We start from the raw sequence: 24,473 nt of genomic DNA on the forward strand, positions 1-24,473 counted from the left end.
TTAGCGGTTGATTACAACAAAACCCGAGACTGGTTTGCTACCATCTCCCAAATCGATCACATAGAAATAAGTGCCGTCTGGAACAAACTTATCACCTAGCACAAGGCCCGTGTTTGTATCACTTTCCCAAGCTCTATCTCTGTTATTGTAGCCTTCGATTTCAAAGACTGGATTACCCCACCTATTGAATATTTTCACAATATTGTTAGGATAGTCTTCAATACCTTCTATCATGAAAATATCGTTGACTCCATCACCATTTGGTGTAAAGACATTAGGAATTTCAACAGGGACTTCTTGGCAGGCGTCATCTGGATCCAGGAAGTTCGGAATACCATCATTATCACAATCCCCCGTGCCTTCTAACTCATCTGGCTTTCCATCACCATCTTCATCCAAGGAATCGTCTAAATAATCTGGTGTTCCATCTCCGTCACTATCATCATTCGTTGGATCTCCGTCCTCATCGATATCTTCATCTTCTGTAGATACACCATCTCCATCATCATCAGTATCCAGGTAGTCTGGAGTTCCATCTCCGTCCGTATCATCATTGGTAGGATCACCGTCACCATCGAGATCTTCCTCTGTAGTAGGTACTCCATCACCGTCATCATCTGTATCTAAATAATTTGGTATTCCATCTCCATCTGTATCATCGTTAGTAGGATCACCATCACCATCCAAGTCTTCTTCTGCAGTTGGTACTCCATCATTATCATCATCCATATCTAAGTAGTTTGGAATACCATCGCCATCACTATCGTCATTCGTTGGATCTCCATCGCCATCGAGATCTTCTTCTGAATCTGGAATACCATCGCCATCGCTATCTTCATCTAGGTAATTAGGTATACCATCACCATCCGTATCATCATTCGTTGGGTCGCCATCGCCATCGATATCCTCATCTATTGTCGGCACTCCATCTCCATCATCATCATCATCCAAATAATCTGGTATTCCGTCACCGTCGCTATCATCATCCGTTGGATCTCCATCATTGTTAATGTCCTCATCTTCCGTGGATACTCCATCACCGTCATCATCCATATCTAAATAGTTTGGAATTCCATCTCCATCTGTATCATCATTGGCAGGATCTCCATCTCCATCTAAATCTTCATCTTCAGTAGGAATTCCATCTCCATCATCATCCGTATCTCGATAATCATCTATACCATCTCCATCTGAATCTTTAGGGTTGGTATTTAGCCCGGGTCCTCCTAAAGAGACTTCAAACGCATCATCTATGCCATCTCCATCTGAATCCATTCCGCTAGGTTCTACCCCGCTTCCACTCTCTTCCCAATCATCTACCCCATCATTATCAGAATCTGTATCTAAATAATCTGGAGTACCATCGCCATCTGTATCAACAGGATTGTTAGGATCATCTCCCGCTTCAGCTTCGTCTGCAATACCGTCGTTATCAGAATCTAAGTCTAAATAATCAGGTGTCCCATCACCATCTGAATCAATCGGATTGCCAGGATCATCTCCAACCTCAACATTGTCTGGAATGCCATCTCCATCTGAGTCTAAACCAGTATTTTGGACGGATATAGTCACAGTAGCTTGAGTACAGAGCTGAGGTGTTCCATTGTCACAAACTTCATATTGGAATGAGTCAATTCCGTTAAATCCACCGTCAGGCACGTAGGTATAAGTACCATCTGAATTAAGTGTTAATGTTCCTTCAGAAGGCCCTGTACCTGGAACAAGAGTAACTGTAAGGTCATCACCATCAATATCGGTATCATTATCCAGTACATTTCCTACGGCTGGAACAGCTTCACTTGCAATGTTATCATCATCTTCAGCTATCGGTACATCATTTGTTGGATTAACAGTGATGACAACACTTGCTGGAGTGGTGGAATAGTCAGTTCCATCTGATCCACTCCACTCGAAGTTTACGCTTCCATTGTAATTTTCGTCTGGTTCGAACGTAAGCAACCCAATATCTGCAGCGTCAATTTCTTGTCCTGCAACTACTGGCACACCATTGAAGTATAGTGTCCCATTATTTGGTAAGTCTTCTATCCTAATAGTTGATAGTGGAGTTCCCTCAGCGTCCAAGTATTGAGAAGTAAAGTCAGTAGGATCGAATGTCAAGACATCATCTTCATCTACACTTACCAATACATCAGAGACATCTGGTTCATCTTGAATTGGATTTACATCTATAGTTATGGTGTAATCAATACTTTGATCTGTGTCTGCATCACCAGAGTCATCTTTAACTCTGAAAGAAAATGCGGAATAGGCTATACCATTTGCATCTTCTTCCGGAATGAATGTAAATAAACTAGGATCTGGAAACTCACTTGCGGTGGTTATATCGTTGATTGTAACTATTACTCCATTGTAGTAGAGTATTCCATTCGCAGGTAATGAAGTCAATATGATTGCCTCGAAACTATCTCCATCTGGATCTGCAAATGCAAAGTCTGAATTTTGGAATGTCAATGTTTGATCTTCATTTACGCTTACAGTGGCATCAGCACTTGTAGGTGAGCACCCTACATCTACCATTTTAGCTGCAAGTGAAACTGTAACCGGGCAAGCTGTAGCTAGTCCACCTAGTTGAATGGAGGTAATTGTATATGTTCCATCAGCAGTCAGATTAGCCGTGTTCAAAACTGCATTGCCTGATCCATCCGTAGTTATATTTTGAGAGGCAGGCGTCCCGTTATTATCATATCCAATAATAAAATCAGTACTAGCCGCAAGGCCTGTCACAGTCAGTGTACTGGCCGTCCCACTACAAATTGGAGACGTTACTGTGAAGTCCAATGTGCTTACATCAGCATTCTCACCAATATTGAAATTCCCTGATGTCACACTTAGGCCTGTCGCGCTACACGATTGACCATTGGTAAACTCGACAGCTGTAATCTCTATTGATGATGTCCCGGTTGAAGTCAGATTTGCTGCTGGAATATCAAATGAACCTGTACCATCTCCATTGGCAAATATTCCAATGGCGGTCAATCCTGTAGCCGCATTATCACCAGTGATATCGTATGTAAATTGGTAATTTCCGTCAATCAAGCTACCACTTATGGTCACAGTTTCATCCGACCCTAAGCAAATGTCACTTATAGACGCAGCTAGACCAACAATATCAGGGTTCACTTCAATATCAAAATTGGTGGATACAGATAATCCGGAAGCATCACAATTTTCACCAGTGGTAAACGACACTTCCGTAACGACCACTGTCACATTTCCTGTGTTAGTAATTACAGCATTTGGTATCGTGAATGATCCACTGCCATCGCCACTTGAGAGTGTTGCCGTTGCTGTCTGACTAGTTGCCGCATTTGCTCCGCTTACATTGTAGGTAAACTGATAGTTTCCATTAGCTAATGTTCCTGTAACATTCACGATGGCATCAGAACCATCGCATACATCAGCAACTGAAATTGCTAGTCCTGTTACATTTGGATTCGCTTCTACATTGAATCCGTCTGATACGGAAATTCCAGTAACATCACAACCTTGTCCTGTGGCATAAGCCACGCCTGTTATTTCCACAGTAGTCGCTCCCGATGCGGAAAGATCTGCAGTTGCAATATTGAAAGTTCCTGTACCATCACCACTGCTCAAAGTGGCCGATGAAGTAAGTCCTGCTGCAGTATTTACTCCGGTAAGGTTGTACGTGATGATATAATTGCCGTCAACCAAGTTTCCTGAAAGGCTTGCGATTGCATCCATGTTCAGGCAAGAATTCTGAATGGTAACTCCTAGCCCTGCTGTTACTGGCAATACTTCTATTTCAAAATTTTCTACCAATGATAGTCCGCTGGCACTGCATGCTTGACCAGTGGTGAATTGTACAGCAGTGATCGTTACTACCATACTTCCAGCATTAGTCAGACTAGCACTTGGAATCGTGAAAGATCCAGTCCCATCACCAGCCGACAATGTGGTGGTAGCGGTATTTCCAGTCGATGCATTAGCACCAGAAAGATCATAAGTAAACTGGTATGCTCCATCAACCAAATTTCCTGAAAGGATTACTGTTGCATTTTCTGTTGGACAGATATTCTGTACTGAAGCTGCAAGTGAATTAATATTTGGATTGTTTTCTATCGTTACATTTCCGGCTACTGCAAGACCGCTAACGTCACAACCTTGTCCGTCAGTAAATGCAACATCTGTTATGGTGATGGTAGAAGTTCCGGTTGTTGAGAGGTCAGTTCCTGAAACTGCGAAAGAACCCGCTCCACTTCCACCAGTTATTGTACCAGTAGAGGTCAGTCCTGTTGCAGTATTTGCGCCGCTCAAGTTGTAGGTAAACTGATAGGAACCATCAACTAACATTCCAGTGACTTGAGCTGTCGCATCATCACCTCCACAGATATCTGCAAATGAGATAGCAAGTCCAGTCGTTAGTGGATTGTCTTCCACATCAAAACTATTTGTAATTGTTAATCCAGTAACATCGCAAAGCTGCCCCGTGGTAAAAGCCACTGATGTGATCGTGATATTGGTTGTCCCATCGTTGGAAATGCTCGCCGTTGGAATTGTAAAACTCGTATTTCCATCTCCTCCTGATACGGAAGCTGTAGCTGTCAAACCAGTGGCAGTGTTAGTTCCTGTCAAATCGTAAGTAAACAAGTAAGATCCGTTGATCAGATTACTCACAATATTAGCGGTTGCATCATCTCCATTGCACTCATTACCAACAGCAACTGTCATTCCTGTTGTCAGTGGATTTACTTCAATGGCTAGCGAGTTTGAAACGCTTAGTCCATTGACTATACATGATTCACCTGTTGTGAATTGAATTTCTGTAATTGTAACTGTTGTTGTTCCTGTGCTAGGAATATTAGCTGAAGGAACTGTGAATGAGCCTGTTCCATCTCCACTTGATAAAGTTGTGTTGGCTGTTAAGCCCGTCACTACATTTTGCCCACTTAGGCTATAAGTTATTTGGTAAGCTCCGTCAGTTAAGTTTCCAGTAATTGCAGCTGTTCCATTGTCTCCTTCACAGATATCTGCCAATGAGATCGCTAACAAATTAACGTTAGGGTTAGCTTCTACATCGAAGTTATCGGTCACCGAAAGGCTTCCAACTGTGCAGTTTTCGCCTGTTGTAAACGCTACATCTGTAATCGTAATCGTCGTATTCCCAGTTGATCCAAGATTTGCGGTTGGAATCATAAATGATCCTGTTCCATCTCCGTTGGAAAGTATTGCTGATGCTGTTAAACCTATTGCAGCATTTGGTGCGGAAAGGTCATATGTGAATTGGTAATCACCATCAATGAGTGCACCAGTTAAAGAAGCAGTAGCATCTGCATTCTCACAAATATTTCCAATTGAAACTGTCAGCCCTGCCGCATTGGGCGCAACTTCCACATCAAAGGAATTTGCAACACTTAGTCCTGCAGCTGCACATCCCTGTCCTGTTGTAAAATCTATGTCTGTGATTGTAACCGTTGTAGTTCCAGTTGATCCAAGACTCGCAGATGGGATTGTGAAAGTTCCTGTACCGTCTCCCGTACTTAAAGTGCTGGTAGCGGCTAATCCTGTTGACGTATTTGAGCCAGATAAATCATAGGTGAACTGATATGCTCCATCAATCAAACCTCCTGTCAGGCTTACGGTAGCATCATCACCGGGACATGTATTTTGAATTGTAAATGCCAGCCCAGTTGTGATTGGCAGGGGTTCTATTGTAAGTACAGTATTTGTACTAACACCTCCAGTAGTAGGACAGTTTTGACCTCCATTTACATTCACTTCAGTCACCGTGACTGTTGTGTTTCCATCATTTGGAATACTCGCTGATGGAATTGTGAATGTACCTGATCCATCTCCTGCACTTAATGTGGTAGTTGCCGTAAGATCCGTAGCGGTGTTAGCTCCTGATAAATCGAATGTTATAATGTAACCACCATCAGCTAGACCACTAGTGATATCAATAATCCCATTTTCATTCTGACAAACATTTCCTGCACTTGCCACAGCGAAAGTTCCTACATCAGGCAATGCTTCTACATCAAATGCAGCGTTTGATGTCAATCCGGTTACGTCACAACTTTGCCCCATAGTGAACTGTACATCAGTAATGGTAACAGTTGTTGTACCAGTGTTAGAAATGTTGGCTGTTGGGATAGTGAATGATCCACTTCCATCGCCATCACTTAATGCACTCGTAGCTGTTAAGCCAGTTGCTGCATTTGGTGCTGAGAGGTCATAAGTAAATTGATATGAACCGTTCGCTAATGTGCTGGTGATATTTACCGTAGCATCATTGCCATCGCACACATCATTTACTACCAGATTAAGCGTTGAAACATCAGGAAGCTCTTCTATATCAAAGTTATTGATGACCAACAGGCTTTCAGCACTACACATTTGCCCTGTTGTGAATGACACGCCTGTGATTATCACATTGGTGTTTCCATTAGAACCAAGATTGGCCGAAGGGACAGTAAACGAACCTGTTCCATCTCCACTACTGAAGGTACCAGTAGCTGTGAGCCCACTGGCAGAATTGCTGCCACTTAAATTATATGTAAACTCATAGCTGCCGTCAATCAGATTTCCAGAAATGCTTGCAGTTGCATTTTCACCTAAACAAATATCACCTATGCTTACAGCCAGCCCTGTTGTCACTGGGGTAGTTTCAATGATAAAACTACTAGCCGCACTTAATCCTCCTTGGGTACACATCTGACCAGTGGTATATGTCACATCTGTAATCGTTATCGTTGTGTTTCCAGTATTTGAAAGATTGATATTATCAATTTCAAAACTTCCAATCCCTCCAGTTATAGATACAGCCGAAGTTGTCAGGCTTGCGGCTGTATTGCTACCTGAAAGATCATATTCGATTATGTAGCTTCCTGTTGCTAAGGAACCGGTAAGATTCACCATTGCATCCTCACCAGGACAAATGTCTCCTATATTCAAGTTCAGCGTAGTTGTAACAGGAAGTGGCTCTACCTCGAAAGTATTGTTCACCGTCAAACCAGTCATCTCACAGAGTTGACCAGTAGTGTAAGCAACAGAGGTAACAGCTAGTGTTGTAGTACCAACGTTCCCAAGATTGCCACTAGGGACAGTAATGTCAAAGTTACCGTCACTGGTCGTCAATGTTTCATTGTGAGTTAGTCCAGTCGCTGTATTTGCACCACTTAAGTTGTATGTTACCAAATATGATCCATTTAATAGGTTACTTGTTACTGAGGCGGTTGTTGATTCATCCACACATACATCTCCAATGGTCACGGTCATCCCCGCTGTAATTGGATCCGGCTCTACATTGAAAGAGGTGGAAGTAGCAGGCAAACTCGTTGTGGAACATGTGGAACCAGATGGAATATTCACATCTGTAACGGTAATGGTGGTATTGCCATCATTAGGTAAATCTGTTCCAAGTATTGTAAAGGACCCTGTTCCATCTCCACTAGACAAGACTGCTGTGGATGTCACATCTGAAGCATTGTTTGCTCCACTAAGGTCATAGGTAAAGATGTATGTTCCATCAACTAATGAACCTGTAACACTTACAGTAGCCGCATTATCCTCACATACATCTCCCGACGTAATCCCTAATGTAGTAGTATTTGGAACAGCTTCTACTTCGAATGTGCCGTCGACTGAGAGCCCAGACACACTACATTGCTGACCCGTAGTATAAGCCACAGTTTCAATAGTCAGAATAGTTGTCCCATCGGAGGATAGATTGGCACCATCTACTATAAATGAGCCCGTTCCATCTCCATTGGAAAGTATGGTCGTAGCAGTGAATCCAATACCTCCGTTAGCTCCTGCCAATCCATAGGTGATTTCGTATGAACCATCTAGCAAGTTTCCACTAATCGCAGCAGTAGCGTCCTCTCCTGAACAAACGTCTGCAATTGACACAACAAGGCTAGCTGTCAAAGGGTCTGGCTCTACTTCAAAACTGCCAGCTGCCGTAAGATTGGTACTACACAATTGTCCCGTGGTGAATGCTACAGAAGTGATTGCTAATGTAGTGGTTCCTGTATTGGCCAGATTCCCAGCAGAAACTGAAAAAGAAGTATTTCCATCTCCAGAAGAAATAGTAGAATTAGCAGTAAGACCTGTCGCGGTATTAGCTCCACTCAAATTATATGTAAATTGATAAGATCCATCAATCAAATTACTAGTGACATTGGCTGTCACTCCGTTACTTTCGCAAACATCTGAAATGGAAACTCCTAGTCCTGTGGATATTGGGTTATTTTCTATTGTAAATGCATCAGCAACACTCAATCCTTCTACCTCGCATAGCTGGCCAGTTGTATTGGCTATTTCTGTAATGCTAACTGTTGTCGACCCGGTGTTGGGAAGATTCCCAGCTGATACCGTAAAGTCATCATCACCTCCAGCGGTTGTTATTGAAGCAGTCAATCCACTTGCGATGTTTGCTCCAGAAATGTTATAGGTCACTGTGTATGTGCCATCAGCGAGCGAGCCAGACACACTTGCTGTTGCGTCATCTCCAAGGCAAATATCTCCTAGACTTACTGCAAGGCCAGTCGTTACTGGGTCAGCTTCTACTGTAAAAGAATTAGAGGTGGTTAAACTACCAACTGAACACATTTGTCCACTTGTAAATAGTATGTCTGTGATCGTGACAGTAGTTGCTCCGGAAACAGGAAGATCAGTACCCGCAATTGTAAACGAACCTGTACCGTCCCCATTGGTCAATGAAGCCGCAGCAGTAAGACCAGTCACCGCATTTGGAGCTGATAGATCGTAAGTAAATTGGTAATTCCCATCAATTAAAGCTCCCGTAATATTTACAGTTGCGTCATCTGATTGGCATGTATTACCAATCGTTATTCCTAAGCCTGTCACATCTGGATTAGGCTCTACGTCAAAATTGTCAGAAACAGAAAGACTAGTTACCTCACATCCTGCACCGCTATTAAACGCTACTTCAGAAATAACAAAGACATTTGATCCATCATTTGGTATACTCGCCGTTGGAATTGTGAATGTACCATCTCCGCCAACTGTCATTGCAGTGGCAGTTGCGTTGGAAACACTATTAGCTCCACTTATACTGTAAGTAAAGACATAAGTACCATCAGAAAGTGAACCACTAATAGTTGCCGTATTGTCTGATCCTTCACAAATATTTCCAAGACTTACAGCTAGTCCTCCTGTGTTTGGTGTATTTTCAAGTAAAATCTCACCCGCATTAGTCATTACAGCACTACACTCGGTTGTTGTTACTATCAATTGATATTGATTCCCAACTAAGCCTACTGGGTTGAAAATGGTCAGAATTTCCGAGCTACTACCACTGTATGTGGCATTATCAGATAGATTTGAAAAACCACCTCCTGCATCTTCTTGCCATTGGAAGTTTAATGTTCCAGAACCAGGATTTGAGATCTCTGGAATAAACTGAACAATAGAAGCATCGCTACAGATGGTTTGGTCAGAAACATTCGTATCGATAGTAATTGGCCCTTCCACGGTTACTGTAACCAAGGTTGACATTTCTATCGCATCACAACTAGCTCCATCGCTATCTGTTAGTGTTGATTGTGCAAGAACATTGTATGTAGTTGTGGCTATGGGAGAAACGGTAAACGTTTGATTTGCTCCATTCCCTGTAAATACTTCACCACCAATATTTACATTTCCATTATCATCTCTAAGCTGATAAGAAACGTTATTTTCAGTACTCTCTAATGTGATTGTCACTGCCTCACTACTGCAAGTAGTTATTTCGTCTTGCGTTATTGTCAGCGAAGTAGTTGGTTGAGGAATCACTGAGACATTAGCCAAATCAATCAATTCCCTTTCCTGGCATCCTGCTACAGAGGTAGCTGCCGCTAAAATATTATATACCGTATTTATGGTCGGATTAACCGTAAATGTAATATCTCCACCTGTACCTGAAACAGGACTTCCTACATCAGAGTCATTACTATTTAATCTCAGTTGATATTCAATCCCCGTTTCTGAGTTTTGAACTGTAATTGTAGCATTATCACCAATACAAATAGTTGGATCATCTACAGGTAAGGATGCATTAAACGTTGGTATAGGTGCTACGGTAATAACTCCTGCGTCTACCAATGTTAGAGTATTACAAGCTCCTGCGTCCCCGGTAGCAATCGGAGTTACTTCTACGGTATAGGTTTCAGAGCTTGTTGGAGCTGTTATCCCCGTATATGAAATGTTTCCTCCCGTTCCTGCAAGTGTTTCAACATCTGCGTCTGAGCCATCTACTAACACATAATTATAACCTGATTCTGTGTTTGTTACGGTAAATACTAAATCAGGAGTAGAACCAGCATCTTCTTCGCAATATTCAAAATCGTTGACAACAAGCGTGGCACTATTATCTGGTGTCTCGATAATTGTAACTGTGGAAACATCTGTTAGAGCAAATTCACTACATGCACTACTATTCAATGTAGACTGTGCCGTTATTGTGTAAGTAGTTGTGCTAGAAGGAGATGGATTAAAAGATATCGCACTTCCTGTCCCTGATCTTGTCTGAACGGTGGTACCTGTAGCTCCACCCGTTTTCAACCTGTATGTCGTATTAGCTTCAGAGTCAGAAACATTAATGATTGCCGGAAGGTCTTCTTCGCATACCGTAGGGTCGCTCACCGTATACGAAATATTCGGTGTTGCAATCACTGTTAATTCAGCATTGTCTGTTAATTGTACTCCGCTACAAGAAGATCCACTTCCATCTAATAAAGTAGAAGTTGCCAATACATTGTAGGTTGTCGTGGTTAAGGTTCCTGTTGGAATCGTTAATGTGATGTCGCTACCAGTACCTGGCACAGCAGCGCCTACATTCGTGGTACCATCTCTTAATTGATAGCTCACGTTGGATTCAGAATCTTCTACAATAACACTTGCAAAAGTATCTAGGTCTTCCTCGCAGACAAATGGATCGCTCACAGTGAGGCCGATATCTGGTGTTGGAATTACTGTGATTGCACCTGTGCCATTTGTCAAAGTCTTGTTACATGAATTATTTGAATTATCTGATCTTACTCGTATTCTAAAGCTAAATGTCCCTGAATTTGGAAGCTCCCCTGCTGTAGCCGTTAAAGTCAAATCACCCGTTACTCCTGGAGTGGATTGATCAATTAAAGCATTACCATTACCGGTATCTTCTAGACGATACCTATTTCCTGCTTGAGCGTTTTCGATCGTAATAGTCCAGGCATCTCCATTACATACATCTCCGTCATTATCCACTGTCAGTGTGAGGTCAGGAATCGCATCAATTGTTGCAGCTTGTGCTCCATAGAGTTCCACGCAAGTTGTTCCGCCTCCAGCAGTTTGATCATTTGTTACTCTTACCTGAAAATTGAACGTCTCTGATCCGGTAGTTCCTACATTATCCGGCAAATCAGTTTCATCAACTACTAAATCTATGCTGTTGCCATCTCCATTTCCTGAAGCCACAACAGCATTCGCATTGTCTGTATCCAACACTTCGTAGAGGTATCCATTTTCGGAATTGGGAACTGTTATTGTTAGATCATCATCATCACATCTGGTTGCATCAAAAGTTGGTGTGTTTGTTGTAACTGGATTGTCAGTTACATTAATTTCAACTGCATTAGATGTTTCTTCACAGCTATTCCCAGAAGTTGCCACTCTTCTGTACCAGGTAGTTTCTGAGAGAATAGGCGGATCGAAGCTTTGGCTGACGGACGCAATATCAGAAAACCCAGTAATTCCGCTTGTTGTACTGGATTGCCATTGATATATAAAACTACCGCCTCCGCCTGTAGGTACTGTTCCTGTAATTTGAGCTGGATCATCGTCCGAACAAACAGTTGCTGCACCTGAGATGGTATTGTTAGCAATTTGCGCCAGCACCGTGATTGTCACCGTATTGGAGAAAGCTTCTGTGCAGACACCACTAACTACTCTTACTCTGTAGAAAGTGGTTTCTGTTAGGTTTGAGTATGATTCCGTATTACTAGTGTTTGCAATAATAGTTGGTGAACTGAAGCCGGCATTGTCATCTGATTGCCACTCCTGGATGCTTCCAACTACACCAGAAACTGATAATGTACCGCTGTTATCTCCAAAGCATTCTGTAGCAGTTCCCACTACTGTACCTCCATCACTTGCAGGATCTGTAATTACAGTAAAGACGGCACTTTCATTCAAGCAAGATCCTGAATTCACTACTCTTCTATAGTAGGTTGTTGTCTGAGCTGAAGGACTAGTTGCAACAACTGTGTAGTCTTCTTGATTGTTGGTACCAGGGGCATCACTAAAATTCGTATTATCGAAACTTTGCTCCCAAAGAAAAGTGTATCCACTATCTCCACCTGATAATGTACCTGCTGTGCCATCTCCATCAAGAGTAGGCGTATCACCCGCACAAATAGTCTGTGAACCTCCTACTGTATTATCGGTAAGTGCTTGAAGTATTTCAACCATGATCGTGGTGGTCTCCTCACACCCAACCTCCGTGGTGATAGTCATTGAAACGGTATAGTTTCCTTGAGTAGTAAATGTATGCGTTGGGTTGGGGAAAAATCCATCCATAATTGGAGATCCATCGCCAAAATCCCACATATAGTTAGTTATTGGAAATCTATTATCATTCAACCCTCCATCAGCCTGCGTATCATCCGTAAACTGAACTTCCACATCCTCACACCCATTCCCAGTTAAAGTTTCAAAAGAAAATGTAGGAGTCGGTTTTTCACTGATAACAATTGGAACCGGAATACCATCTCCGTCTAGTTTTTTGTATTGAAATGAACCACATGATCCTACTTGGGTCACATCATCTGTTAAAGTGAGTACGGGGACAAATGTTCCTGTTACAGTATATGTATGAGTAAATGTCAATGGATCTGTAGGATTCAATACATCGGGGAAAACCACTTGATCTACATTCCCATCACCATAGTCCATAGCAGCCACTTTGGTATCTACCAATCCTGTAATCGTGAATGTTACTTCTGGATCACCAGGACTTGCTAAACAAGCAGTATCAGGAGCATATTCAAACGTATCAAAATAAGGACCATCTACACTTGCTGAAGCTGTTTGAACAGTTGTTGTCTCACAACCGCCTGCGCTGGTTGTTGTTAATGAAACATCATATTCTCCAGGAAATAAGTATCGATGGGAAGGGTTTTCTTCAGTCGAAGTATTTCCATCACCAAAATTCCATACATAAGAAACTGCATCTACCGAGCTATTGGTGAAGCTTGCGAGTGTAGGTGCACACCCCAGACCTGTAGGTACAATGAAAGAAGAGTTTGGTTCATATATCTCAACCGTCTCAGAATACATCCCCGTACAATCATCGCTAGTCGTTAAGGTCATTGAAACCGTTTTTGTATCACTATTTGGAGCTGACGCATTAGCACCATAGGTAACATTGTGAGGACCAGCACCGATCGCTGTTGCGGGAGACGCATTGGCACCAAAGTCCCACGCATAAGAAGCAATTGTGCCAACATCTGCAGTAGAGTTATCTGTAAATGTGATGGTTTCACTTGAACAAAATGAAGTTACAGTTGTCACATTAAAATCTGCTACAATGTCTGGGACTTGCACATCCACTGTATTGACTGTAGTTACCGAACATCCTTCATCATCTGTAACAGTAAGTGTTACCGTTTTAGTACCAGAAGTAGAATACGTAACATCGATTGGATTTTCATTAGCTACATTGGCTGTAGCAGGTGACGCGCCTGTTCCAAAATCCCAAACATAACTCACATTTGTATTGTCATTAGTAACAATCGCAGCAGTACTTGCATCACTAGTGGAAGTAAATGTAGTAGGTGAAGAAGGTGCAATACACTGTATAGCATCAGCTATGTCAAAAGTTGGTATTGGTCCCTTAACATCCAGATAATCTGTTCTTGTCAGCGTTCTTTCACAACCATTCGCTTCAACCAATGTTAGTGTGATGGTTTTCAAGCCCGGTGTTGAATAGGCAACCGTTTGAGAAGCGGTTGTAGTTACAGAGGTTGTAGCAGGAGTTGCTCCAGAACCAAAGTTCCAATTATAAGTTATCCCTCCAGAGGTATTGGTATTTGAGTTATTGGTAAAAATAATGTCTTGATTAAGGCAAGCTTGTTGTCCCAAAGATTCAATTCCATCGTCAGCAGTAAAGTCTACTGCGCCAGTAGAGATATTGACGGTTTGTGAAAAAGTATCCGTACAACCTGTTGTCGTATTGTTTACTGTCAGTACTACCGTATAATCTCCAACTGCAGCATAAGTATGTAATGTTGATGGATCTGCGCCTGTAGTAAATCCACCACCTGATGGCTCAATGTTTCCATCTCCAAAATTCCATCGATATTGTTCTACTCCAGTGCTCCCTGTCGCATCAAAATTGTATGCAGTCCCAGTAGGATCAGAACATAAGAAAGCATCTCCTCCGGCATCAGAAGTAAACTCCGCATGAGGCTCTAAAACAGTAATGATATGGTCTGTTTCTCCACTCGAGCAGCCTCTACTAAACACTTCTAGTGTCACCGTATACATAGCAGGAAGGTCAAAAGATCGGCTAAAATCTTGAGGCGTGCCTTGGTATTCGGCAGCTCCATCTACCGACCAAATCACACTATCAATGGGTGTTCCTCCATCGGTAGAGGCATTTATAAACGTAGTAGTGGTTTCCACACACTCATCTGGGTCTGCAGTGATAATTGCCGTAGGCATATCTCCCCTTTCCACTGCTTCTAGAACTGTAGTTGTAGCAGTACATCCATCCGCAGTGGTGATCGTAAGAATTACATCATAGATCCCAACTGCCGTATAATTATGACTTACTGTAGATGTTGCATTGGTGGGGGAAGTATTTCCATCGCCAAAATTCCAGGCATAATTGGTAATAGCCGCATTTCCTGTTGGAAAGCTATTGGTGGAAGTAGATGCATCAAACTCCGCCAGTACTCCTATACATCCTTCTTCTCCTGTAGTCACTACAAAATCTGGAACGGGGAAAGCTATTTCCACAGTTGTTGTCGCTGTTTCAAGACAGCCATCTGCTGTAGTAGTCCTCAACAAGGCGGTGTAGGTTCCTTCACCAGCATAGGTAAATGAAGCGGTATTTGATGTACCAGACTCATCAAACCCTCCATCGTTTAAAAAATCCCATTCATAAAGTGTCGCTCCTGGTGTTCCAGTAAACGTAACCTCATAATCCTGACAGCTGTTTGCTTGATCGGCTGTTATTACAGTTTCTAATATTGGAAATACCATTACTGCGTTTGGAACTAATTCGGTCTCTTCACAACCGTTGCTAAATGTCACGGTTAATGAAACATCATATGTTCCGCCAGCTGGATCTGTGTATATATGCGTTGGATCTTCGAGCGTGCTTGTATTTCCATCTCCAAAGTCCCATGCAAAAACAGCAGGCAATCCTCCGTTTCCATCAATTGAAATATTTGTAAATGAGACAGCTTCTGACACAGCACATAAGCTGGTCACATCTTGCGTGAATGAGGTGGTATTATCCTCCAGGCTGATTGTTTGGGTAATTACATCTTCACATGCTCCAGGAGAAGTCGTTACTGTAAGCATGACGTCATAGGTTCCAGCTGCTGAAAACACCAGTGTAGGATTCTGTAACGTACTAGAAGCTACCACAACTCCCGGTGCACTTTGCTCTACAGCTTCCCATTCCCAAAAAGCAATGCTGTTATCTGCAACAGTTGAAGCATCAGTAAAATCAATAGATATAGGGAAATCACAAATTGTAGGAGGTGTAAAGGAAAAGGCTGCAGTAGGTTCTGCATGAACAGTTACCGCTTGAATTTCAAAATAATTTTGTGTACAACCGTTTACATCGATTACCTGAAGAAAAATATCATAAGTACCATTAGCAGTATATGTGTGTGTTACATCTCCATCTGATCCTCCTCCAGCCGTTAACATTAGATCTCCAGTACCATCGCCGAAGTTCCAAATCCATGTGTCTATTGCTACTCCACCTGTTGGAACTGAACCAGTATATGTAAAAGAAAAATCAACCATTCCTGATTCCAGACAAGCCTCTGTCTGATCAACAGTAAATTCAGGTTCTGGCTTAGCTGCTATTGTGATTACCTGAGAAGTTAAAATAGAACCATTTATGGTTAGTGTGACCGTATAATCTCCGGGTGTGATGTAAGTAGAAGCAGTACTACCATCTGGAGAATCTGTGGGAATATCACCAAAAGCATTTGGGGTGCCATTTCCGAAATCCCAGTCATAGGAAGTAATTCCTGTTAAGTCATCTATTGTAAAACCAACCACAGTTCCTCCGCAATTGAGATTTGGTGTTGGGTTTCCTGCAAGACTTGTGGTAAAATCTGCAGATTGACTAAATCCAAAAAATACTAGCAAAAATGCCAGTATGCATGTGAGTAATGATTTCTTCATAGGTAGTATCTCTTCAGGTAACAACAATAGAAGTTCTTTAACTTCTATGTTCTGTATATTCGTTGGTTAACTGAAATCACTCGGCGAGTAGAATGTTTCCAGCGTTTAAGCAATATCCAAAACGGTAACTGGAATACTCTACGTGAATCACGTAATTTTAAATTTTACCTATTCGATCATTAACATATTTAAGTTTCTGCTATTCCTTTTAAGAATAAAATATTCTTCTTCATTAAGTGATTTTTATAGAATAATTTGAATTTCTTGATCAAGAAATTCAGAAAACCTAAATCATAAAAAAAGCCTCATACGACATGTATGAGGCTTAAACTTGTAGTCCGTAGGGGAATCGAACCCCTGTTACCAGGATGAAAACCTGGCGTCCTAACCCCTAGACGAACGGACCATTGTTTGTTTTGGGAGTGCAAATATAGAATCTCACCACTCTTTTGCAAAGAAGAGAAATAAAAAAAGCGAAGATTTTTTCTTCGCTCATTTATTTTGCCAGATTAATTCTGTTGATTTAATCAATCTACCGTCTCTTTAAACAGTGTGATTCCTATTAAATAGGTGTTAGCTATCAAATTTCTATGGGTCTTTACTGTGTTTTTCAAAGAGTCATATGAGTCACGAGTTGTAGCTAAACCATGGCTTTTTTGATTGATACTTTCAATCATAATAAGGCTACATACTGCAAATCCAAGTACTACCAATAGTGTTCTTAAAGTCTTTATTTTTTTTAGATCTTTCATGACTCTCTTCATTATTTATTCTATTAGTACCTAACACGTTGGATTTATTACAGTGTAAACGAAAAAAGATCACTAAAGGTGATCTTTTTTCGAATTATTAGGTTTGAACTACCAGATTTTAACACGCTCGTCTTCAGATCTCCAAAGTTCGTCACCTTCTTTAATATCGAATGCAGCGTAAAATGTCTCCATATTGGTCAAGGGACCAATAGCTCTGAACATACCTGGAGAGTGAGGATCTGTAAGTACTTGAGTTCTCAGTGTTTCATCTCTATATTTTGTTCTCCAGATAGTAGCCCAAGAAATAAACAGACGTTGTTCTGGTGTAAAACCATCTATTAGACCTGGGTCTCCATTTTCCTTTAGATAAATCTGTAGCGCATCGTATGCCGCATTCAGACCGCCTAGATCTCCAATATTCTCACCAAGCGTAAGTTTTCCTTGAACATTTACACTATCTAGAGCTTCGTATGCATCAAACTGAGCAACTAGCTTATCCGTTCTTGAATTGAAGTTTTCTCGATCTTCCTCGGTCCACCAGTTTACCATATTTCCTTCCCAATCAAATCGACTACCCTGATCATCAAATCCATGAGAAATTTCATGTCCAATCACAGCCCCCATTCCTCCGTAATTGACTGCAGCATCTGCTGTATAGTTATAGAATGGAGGCTGAAGAATAGCTGCTGGAAAAACTATTTCGTTATTCAATGGATTAAAATAAGCATTCACAGTTTGAGGGTTCATTCCCCATTCTTTCTTATCTACCGGCTCCCCTATCTTTTTGATGTTTTCATCAAATTGCCATTTCCAGGCATTTTCCATATTCCCGAAGTAGCTATAAGTTTCACCACTGCTTTCCACTTTCAAATCAGCATAACTCTTCCATTCGTCTGGGTAACCGATTTTCACAGTCAAACTATTTAACTTTTTCAATGCTTGCTCCTTAGACTCTTCAGACATCCACGGGAGTTCTTTGATTCGCTGATCGAAAGCTTTCATCAGATTCCCAACCATCTCTTCGGCACTTCTTTTTGCTTCTGGAGGGAATGTTTCCGCGACGTACACTTTACCTATTGCTTCACCAATTACTCCATTCGTTGAATTAAGTACACGTTCTTCTCTAGGTCGCATTTGCTCAGTACCACGAATGGTTTTCCCGTAGAAATCAAAATTGGCTTGTACCATATCATTGTTTAAGAAATTAGCAGCTTGATTCAGCACATTCCACGTTAAGTAACTCTGAATTTTATCCAACGATACCTCATTGAAGGTAGCAGCCACTTCTTTCATAAACTTAGGTTGTGTCACGATCAATGTGTCCACTCTATTCAGATCAATCCCTGTAGAAGCTAGGTATTGTTCCCAGTTAATTGCTGGAGACAATTCTTGCAGTCCATCCACTCCCATAGGATTGTATAGAGCTGGGATATTTCGCGCCTCAATTGGGGTCAATGAAGCTAGAGCCAATCGATTTTCAATTTCCATTACATCACTAGCCATTGCCTCAGTATCACCATTTACTCCTCCTAAGTCCATCATTCTAGCAACATGAGCCACATATTTCTCTCTTATCTCTTTCGACTTAGCATCTTCCTTCGTGTAGTAGTCTCTGTTTGGAAGACCTAGCCCTCCAGCTGTAATATAAAGTGAGTTTATCTTGCTATCCATCAAGTTTGCGAATGCTGCAACCCCATGAAATGAGCCATACCCAGAACGGTGCATTTCTGCTATTAAAGACTGCAAATCATCATTACTATCTATAGCTCTAATTTTCTTCATCCATGCCGATAGCGGCTTGGTTCCTACACGCTCAGCCAGCGTTGAATCCATACCTACCGCAAAGAATTGAACTGCCTTCTTTTCATCACTTCCATTCTTATATTCAGGGTTTTGAGCTGCCTGATCCATGATGTCAAGCATGATATTATCATTCTTTTCTCGAAGCTCTGGAAAGCCTCCCCAACGTCCTTCATCAGCTGGAATTTCTGTTTTATCCATCCAGTTTCCATTGGCAAAGCGATAAAAGTCTTCTTTGGGATCAACGCCCTCTCCCATCATAGCCATATCAAGGCCAGGAGGCATTTCTTTTGCTTTAGTATCCTCACTCGGCGCAGTACATGCTACCAATAGTGAGGCAGATAGCAGGGTTAAGATTGAATTTCGCATTTTCTTGTTGATTGGTTTGAATCTTTAAAAATATGCAAACACGTATCCTATCCATAGCCTTCTGAGATAAAAGGGCGCATAATAGGATAAAAGCTCAAAATCAGGTAATGAGCTGCTAATCCCTTACTATGACTATTGGAAAGTCTTGTCCTCTAGAAAATGTATGAGGGTATTGGGGGCTTCCTTTGTGCGTTATACTTAGCTCAGGCACTTGGTCATCAAGATACCCCTTTAATTCATAGATCGTCACTTTTCCATCTTTAGGTGCACCGTCTGCATCTCCTGAAAGCCCTTTTAAGAGGGCATAAGTAAATAAACCATGGCCAAGGGATTCAAACTCAGTAGCATATTGTTCACTTCCCGCGGCAGCCATTACATGAATACCTGAGCTTCTAGATAACTGTGCTATGGCTTTTTCTTCTGGAGCACCACGCTGAGCTAAAACTTCAACTGAACCTCCAGACTGACATGCATCCATTATTATCAGCTGCTTAAGAGCTTTGATTTCAAGCATCGCCTGCTGCAAAATTTTTGCCTCGATACCATAGTCACCTATCTTATCACTGTCATAAAGCCTGTTAGCATTGGAGGAAACTAAATAGAACTTACCGTCCACCATACTACCGTGCCCGGCATAATAAAAAACGAAAACATCATTCACTGAAATTTCATTTTTCAATTCATTGACTTTGGAAAGAATATTCTCTTTGGTAGCCTCTCTATCATAAATTTGATGAAGAACCATGTTAGAGTAAATAGCATCTCCTTGCTTTTCCATCTGGGCTGCAAATGAGAAAGCATCCTTTTTTGCGTAGTTCAAATTCAACGACTTATTCTGATATTCATTGATTCCTACAGCAAGTATGTGGCAGGTACTACCTGGTATTTTTGAATCTGAGAATAAACTAACACTCGCTTTGTTAGATTCAAGGTTAGAGCTTGAGGAAGCAGATACTGTAAATTCATTGTGACCAGCTACTAAGGGGTATTCAATTGAATATATTTTGGCATTGTTATCCGATCTTACTTTTTGAATTTGAGGCTCGAGAGCAACCCTTTTTCCATTGTGAAAAAGCTTCACATCTTCAATACCTCCTCCAGTATCTTCTGCTTTTAAGTATAGCTTGGCAACTTCCTTTTGAGCCAATCCCGAAAGCTTTAATACCGGTGGTGGAGACTGATTAATAACCTTTCCCATCGATTTCTTGCCTGCAGTTTCGGAACTAAAAATATTCTCTACTAATCCCGGGACATAGAATTCATCCATCAACTGATCTGCACCAAGTACTTCCAACTCTTTAACAAAATGGATATTAGAAATAGCAGCATCTGTAGCATCAAAGTAGCCATCAGGTGTTTTTACCATCCAATCATTTTTGCCGATCTGAATATGCTCAAATAGCTCTTCCTTTTTCTCCAGGTCCCAAAATTTAGTAACACCATCCACATCAGAAGACATCAGAAGGTTATCAGAAACCTCCAACCCATTGATTTCCGCGCTGTGTCCTTCTAGCGCAGATTTCTTTTGACCTGATTTCAAATCCCAAATAGAAATCTCTCTATCAGCACCACCAGCAAATATTTCATTCTTGATTTTATGAGCTGCAAACACTGATTTTTCAGCATAGATTCGTTTCTTAATGAGGCCACTATACAGATCCCAAAGTATGACGGTTCCATCCCAGCTTGCAGATAGAATTTCATCATCATAGATCTTAATTGAAGTTACATTTTCGGTATGACCTACAAACTCTTTCACAAACCTTTTCGTCTCTATTTCCCATAGCTTGAGTGTTTTATCAAGCATACCAACCACCAGGTAATCATCATTTGCTGTAAACTCACATGTATAAGTAGACGCTCCTTCATTATAGATGTAGCTGTATCTCTCCCATGTTTGAGTGTTCCAAAGGCTAATAACACCATCCCAGGAAACACTTGCCAGGAGTGTCCCACTATTGCTTAGTTTAAGATCAAAAATAGGTTCACGGTGTGCTTCTATCTTTTTCTTAATTTCCCCAGTACTCTCATCCCATATAATAATCAAGCCATCTCCACCACCTGTTGCTATTAGTTTTTCATCAATCCTTTCAAAACACAAAACGCCTTTTTCATGACCTATATATTCCATTGCTATGGAAGCGTTTTTTACATTCCATTTTCTTGCTTTGTTTCCTGTCTTACCAATAAACACACTTTTTTTATCCAGTTTTCTTGATGATTTATACTTCACCCACTTGGCAATGTAATGTTCCCAATAGCTACCCAAGTCATAATCCAATCCAGTGCTTGACTTGTTTAAGATACCATCATATCGTCGAATTTCATCTCCTGAAAAATCTGTAACTATTGCTACTTTATCAACGGATACCAAAATCTCATCCTCTGAGGGGTGGAAAGTGGCATCATTTACTTCACCTTCTATTTTCCACTTGGAGATTAGTACATCTGTTTTGTTTGAAAAAAGAAAGATAGAGTCTTCTGTTGCCGCTAAATAGTGCTTGCCAGAATATTGAAAATCTGTTGCCGCTATGTCTTTGAAGTTTAATCCGTACTCTGAAATAGATTCTCCAGTATTCAAGTCATATTTTACTAGTGATGTACCGTTTGAATTTTTCAGTAAGTATTTTCCATCTTCGCTAAATGCAGGTAGAGTCCCACATCCTCCACAGTATCCTTCCTTCGGTTTGAATTCATATATAAGTGACCAGTTATCAACTGAATATACTTTAGCGGTTCTTTGATCTTCACCAATGACAAAATACTTGCTATCCGAACTAAATGATAGATTAACTCCATACCCTAATCCTTGATCAGGGTTTGTTCGGATCTTCTGGAACAGCGAGAAGTCCTTAACTGTATATATTTCTACAGAATCGGCATAGCTTCCCACCGCCAAGTAATTTCCATCTGAACTAAATGCTACAGACGTTACATATTTTTTCATCTTCTTACTCTGCCAACGCATTTCGCCAGTCATCAAATCCCAAACTGCCGCAGTACCGTCAGCACTACTTGTCGCGAGCATATTTCCATTCAAGGAAATCTCATTGACGGTATGATCGTGACCAAGAAAACTTCGGATTTCCATACCGCTATTAGCATCCCAAATTTTGGCTGATTTGTCTCTACTTGCTGTAACAATATAGTTTCCATCAGGGCTGTAACGAGCTGTTTTAATAGCTTCACCATGACCTTTTTGAATCACTGCCTTAAATGATTGAGCCTCTGTAAAACAGAGGCTCAGAAAAAATGCTATAAAAGTAAGAGTTGATTTCACTGTTTAATCGTCATTTAAATGTGCTGTCCAAACAGGGAATTTCGAATGATTAACTACATCTTCTGCAATACTCCCAGCCAAAAAATGTCCAACACCTTTCCTCTGATGAGTTCCTAACGCAATCATATCAGCACCAATATCCTCCGCATACATTACTATACCATCTTCCTCATTCTTGTAGTTATAGATTTCAATGGTGTAATTTTCAATAGCATATTTCTTAGCAAATTCTTCCATCTGCTGCATGTCATGCCGTGTAGATGTGAAACTAGCAGGAGTATTGATTTTCACAATATTTAATTGAGCTTCAAACTTTCGCTGAACATCTAATAGTTGACCAATAAAATGATCGTCTGTATGTTGGAAATCTGATGCAAATACGATTTTTTCAATAGGCTCAATCTCGCACTTATCCTGAATAGTTATTACCGGGCAAGATGCTTTCCTAACAATCTTTTCAGCATTAGATCCTGCGAAAAATTCGTTTAAGCCATCCGCTCCTTCAGTACCAACTACAAGTAGACTTACCTTTTCTTGTAAGATTTGATCTATGATTGTATTAAATGGATTACCTAGCTGAATCTTAGTAGAAATTCGCTCGTCAGTATATTTTGCATTTGATATGACATCAGCCAATTTATCTTGAACAACCTCATACATCTTCTTGATATAGAGTTGCTCCATTGGATCCATATTTTGTATTCCGAGTGTCTTGAAAGAATCAGCAGTCGGGTGCTCTATCACATTAAGCAGCATAATATCACTATCTGCTTTATCTGCTATCTGACATGCGAAATCAAGTGCATGTTCTGAAACTTTTGAAAAATCGTAAGGAACTAATATTCTTTTCATTTGATGGATATTTTATCAATCTCAATTTATGAAAAATGATTGGGATAGAAGTACCTATTCTCAGAAAAACAAGTTGATCAACTGCCCAATGGAGAAAAGTATTGAGAATAGTAATGTAGAAATAGCCATTTGTTTCAAATACGGATCAAGTTGATCAGCAGGTTTATTAGCTACAGCTCTAATGTTAGATAGGAAAAGTCCTGCTATTAGTACAAAAATAAAGTTTGTCCATGAATTGTAGTTTACAAACACATATATCACGCTTAGTAGCATTCCACTCACTAAAAGAAAGGTATGATAGTTTATCGCTTTTGCTCTTCCAATTCTTACCGGTATCGAGTTCTTACCGGCTGATTTATCAGAATCAAGATCTCGCACGTTATTGACATTTAAAACTCCTACACTGAATAGTCCTATGGAAGCTGCTGGCAGTAATATGTACCAGTTCAGCATATTCGTTTGGAGAAAGTAAGTTCCAAAAACTAGTACGATTCCAAAAAAGACAAACACAAAAACATCTCCAAAACCAGCATATCCATATGGGTTTTTTCCTACAGTATACTTGATAGCCGCAGCAATGCCAATTAGTCCAATAAGCATAAAAACTAAAGCGGTTGTCCAATCATTCGGAAAAGCGAGGTATAGCAGTGAAACCCCTGATAGAAATGAGAGAATTGAAAAGACTATGATCGCTTTTTTCATCGCTTGAGGTGAGATTTTCCCTGAGCTCACCATTCGAGCCTCCCCTGTTCTTACATTGTCCACACCAGAAGAAGCATCTCCATAATCATTTGCAAGATTGGAAAGGACTTGCAGCAAAATTGCCGTTAACAAAGTCAACCCGGCAATTCCATAGTCTGGTGTAGCATTGCTACTCGCCAATGAAAGTCCTACCATCCAGCCAGAAATAGCAAGTGGTAATGTTCTTAACCGAAAAGCCTTAATCCAAGATTTCATGTGTATGGTCTATTTTCAAAGGTCACCGCCCGGCGGCCCGGATGGAATTCGCATTAACATCATTCATCCCT

The 24,473-nt window shown here is 40.9% G+C and carries 6 protein-coding genes and 1 tRNA gene; all 7 read right to left on the reverse strand.

Translation table 11 applies throughout. The features are described from left to right. Complete coding sequence (locus tag ABJQ32_03290; protein MEP5288645.1) at nucleotides 1–16,392, reverse strand: PKD domain-containing protein; 16,392 nt, start codon at nucleotides 16,390–16,392, stop codon at nucleotides 1–3. A 334-nt stretch (nucleotides 16,393–16,726) separates the two neighbouring features. Next, nucleotides 16,727–16,798, reverse strand: a tRNA-Glu gene (locus ABJQ32_03295). Between the two features lie 121 nt (nucleotides 16,799–16,919). Beyond that, a complete protein-coding gene (locus ABJQ32_03300; protein MEP5288646.1) occupies nucleotides 16,920–17,144 on the reverse strand; it encodes a hypothetical protein in 225 nt (74 codons plus the stop codon). A gap of 108 nt (nucleotides 17,145–17,252) precedes the next feature. After that, nucleotides 17,253–19,313: a M13 family metallopeptidase gene (locus tag ABJQ32_03305; GenBank protein ID MEP5288647.1), complete on the reverse strand. Its 2,061-nt coding sequence runs from the start codon at nucleotides 19,311–19,313 to the stop codon at nucleotides 17,253–17,255. Nucleotides 19,314–19,428: 115 nt separating this feature from the next. Continuing rightward, nucleotides 19,429–22,593, reverse strand: a complete 3,165-nt coding sequence (locus ABJQ32_03310; protein MEP5288648.1) for a caspase family protein — start codon at nucleotides 22,591–22,593, stop codon at nucleotides 19,429–19,431. A gap of 3 nt (nucleotides 22,594–22,596) precedes the next feature. Continuing rightward, entirely contained in the window at nucleotides 22,597–23,445 is an 849-nt protein-coding gene (locus ABJQ32_03315; GenBank protein MEP5288649.1) for a universal stress protein, read from the reverse strand. A gap of 60 nt (nucleotides 23,446–23,505) precedes the next feature. After that, nucleotides 23,506–24,402, reverse strand: a complete 897-nt coding sequence (gene menA, locus ABJQ32_03320; GenBank protein ID MEP5288650.1) for a 1,4-dihydroxy-2-naphthoate octaprenyltransferase — start codon at nucleotides 24,400–24,402, stop codon at nucleotides 23,506–23,508. Nucleotides 24,403–24,473: the final 71 nt, after the last annotated feature.

The organism is Marinobacter alexandrii (genome assembly GCA_039984955.1).
Taxonomy (GTDB): Bacteria; Bacteroidota; Bacteroidia; order Cytophagales; family Cyclobacteriaceae; genus Ekhidna.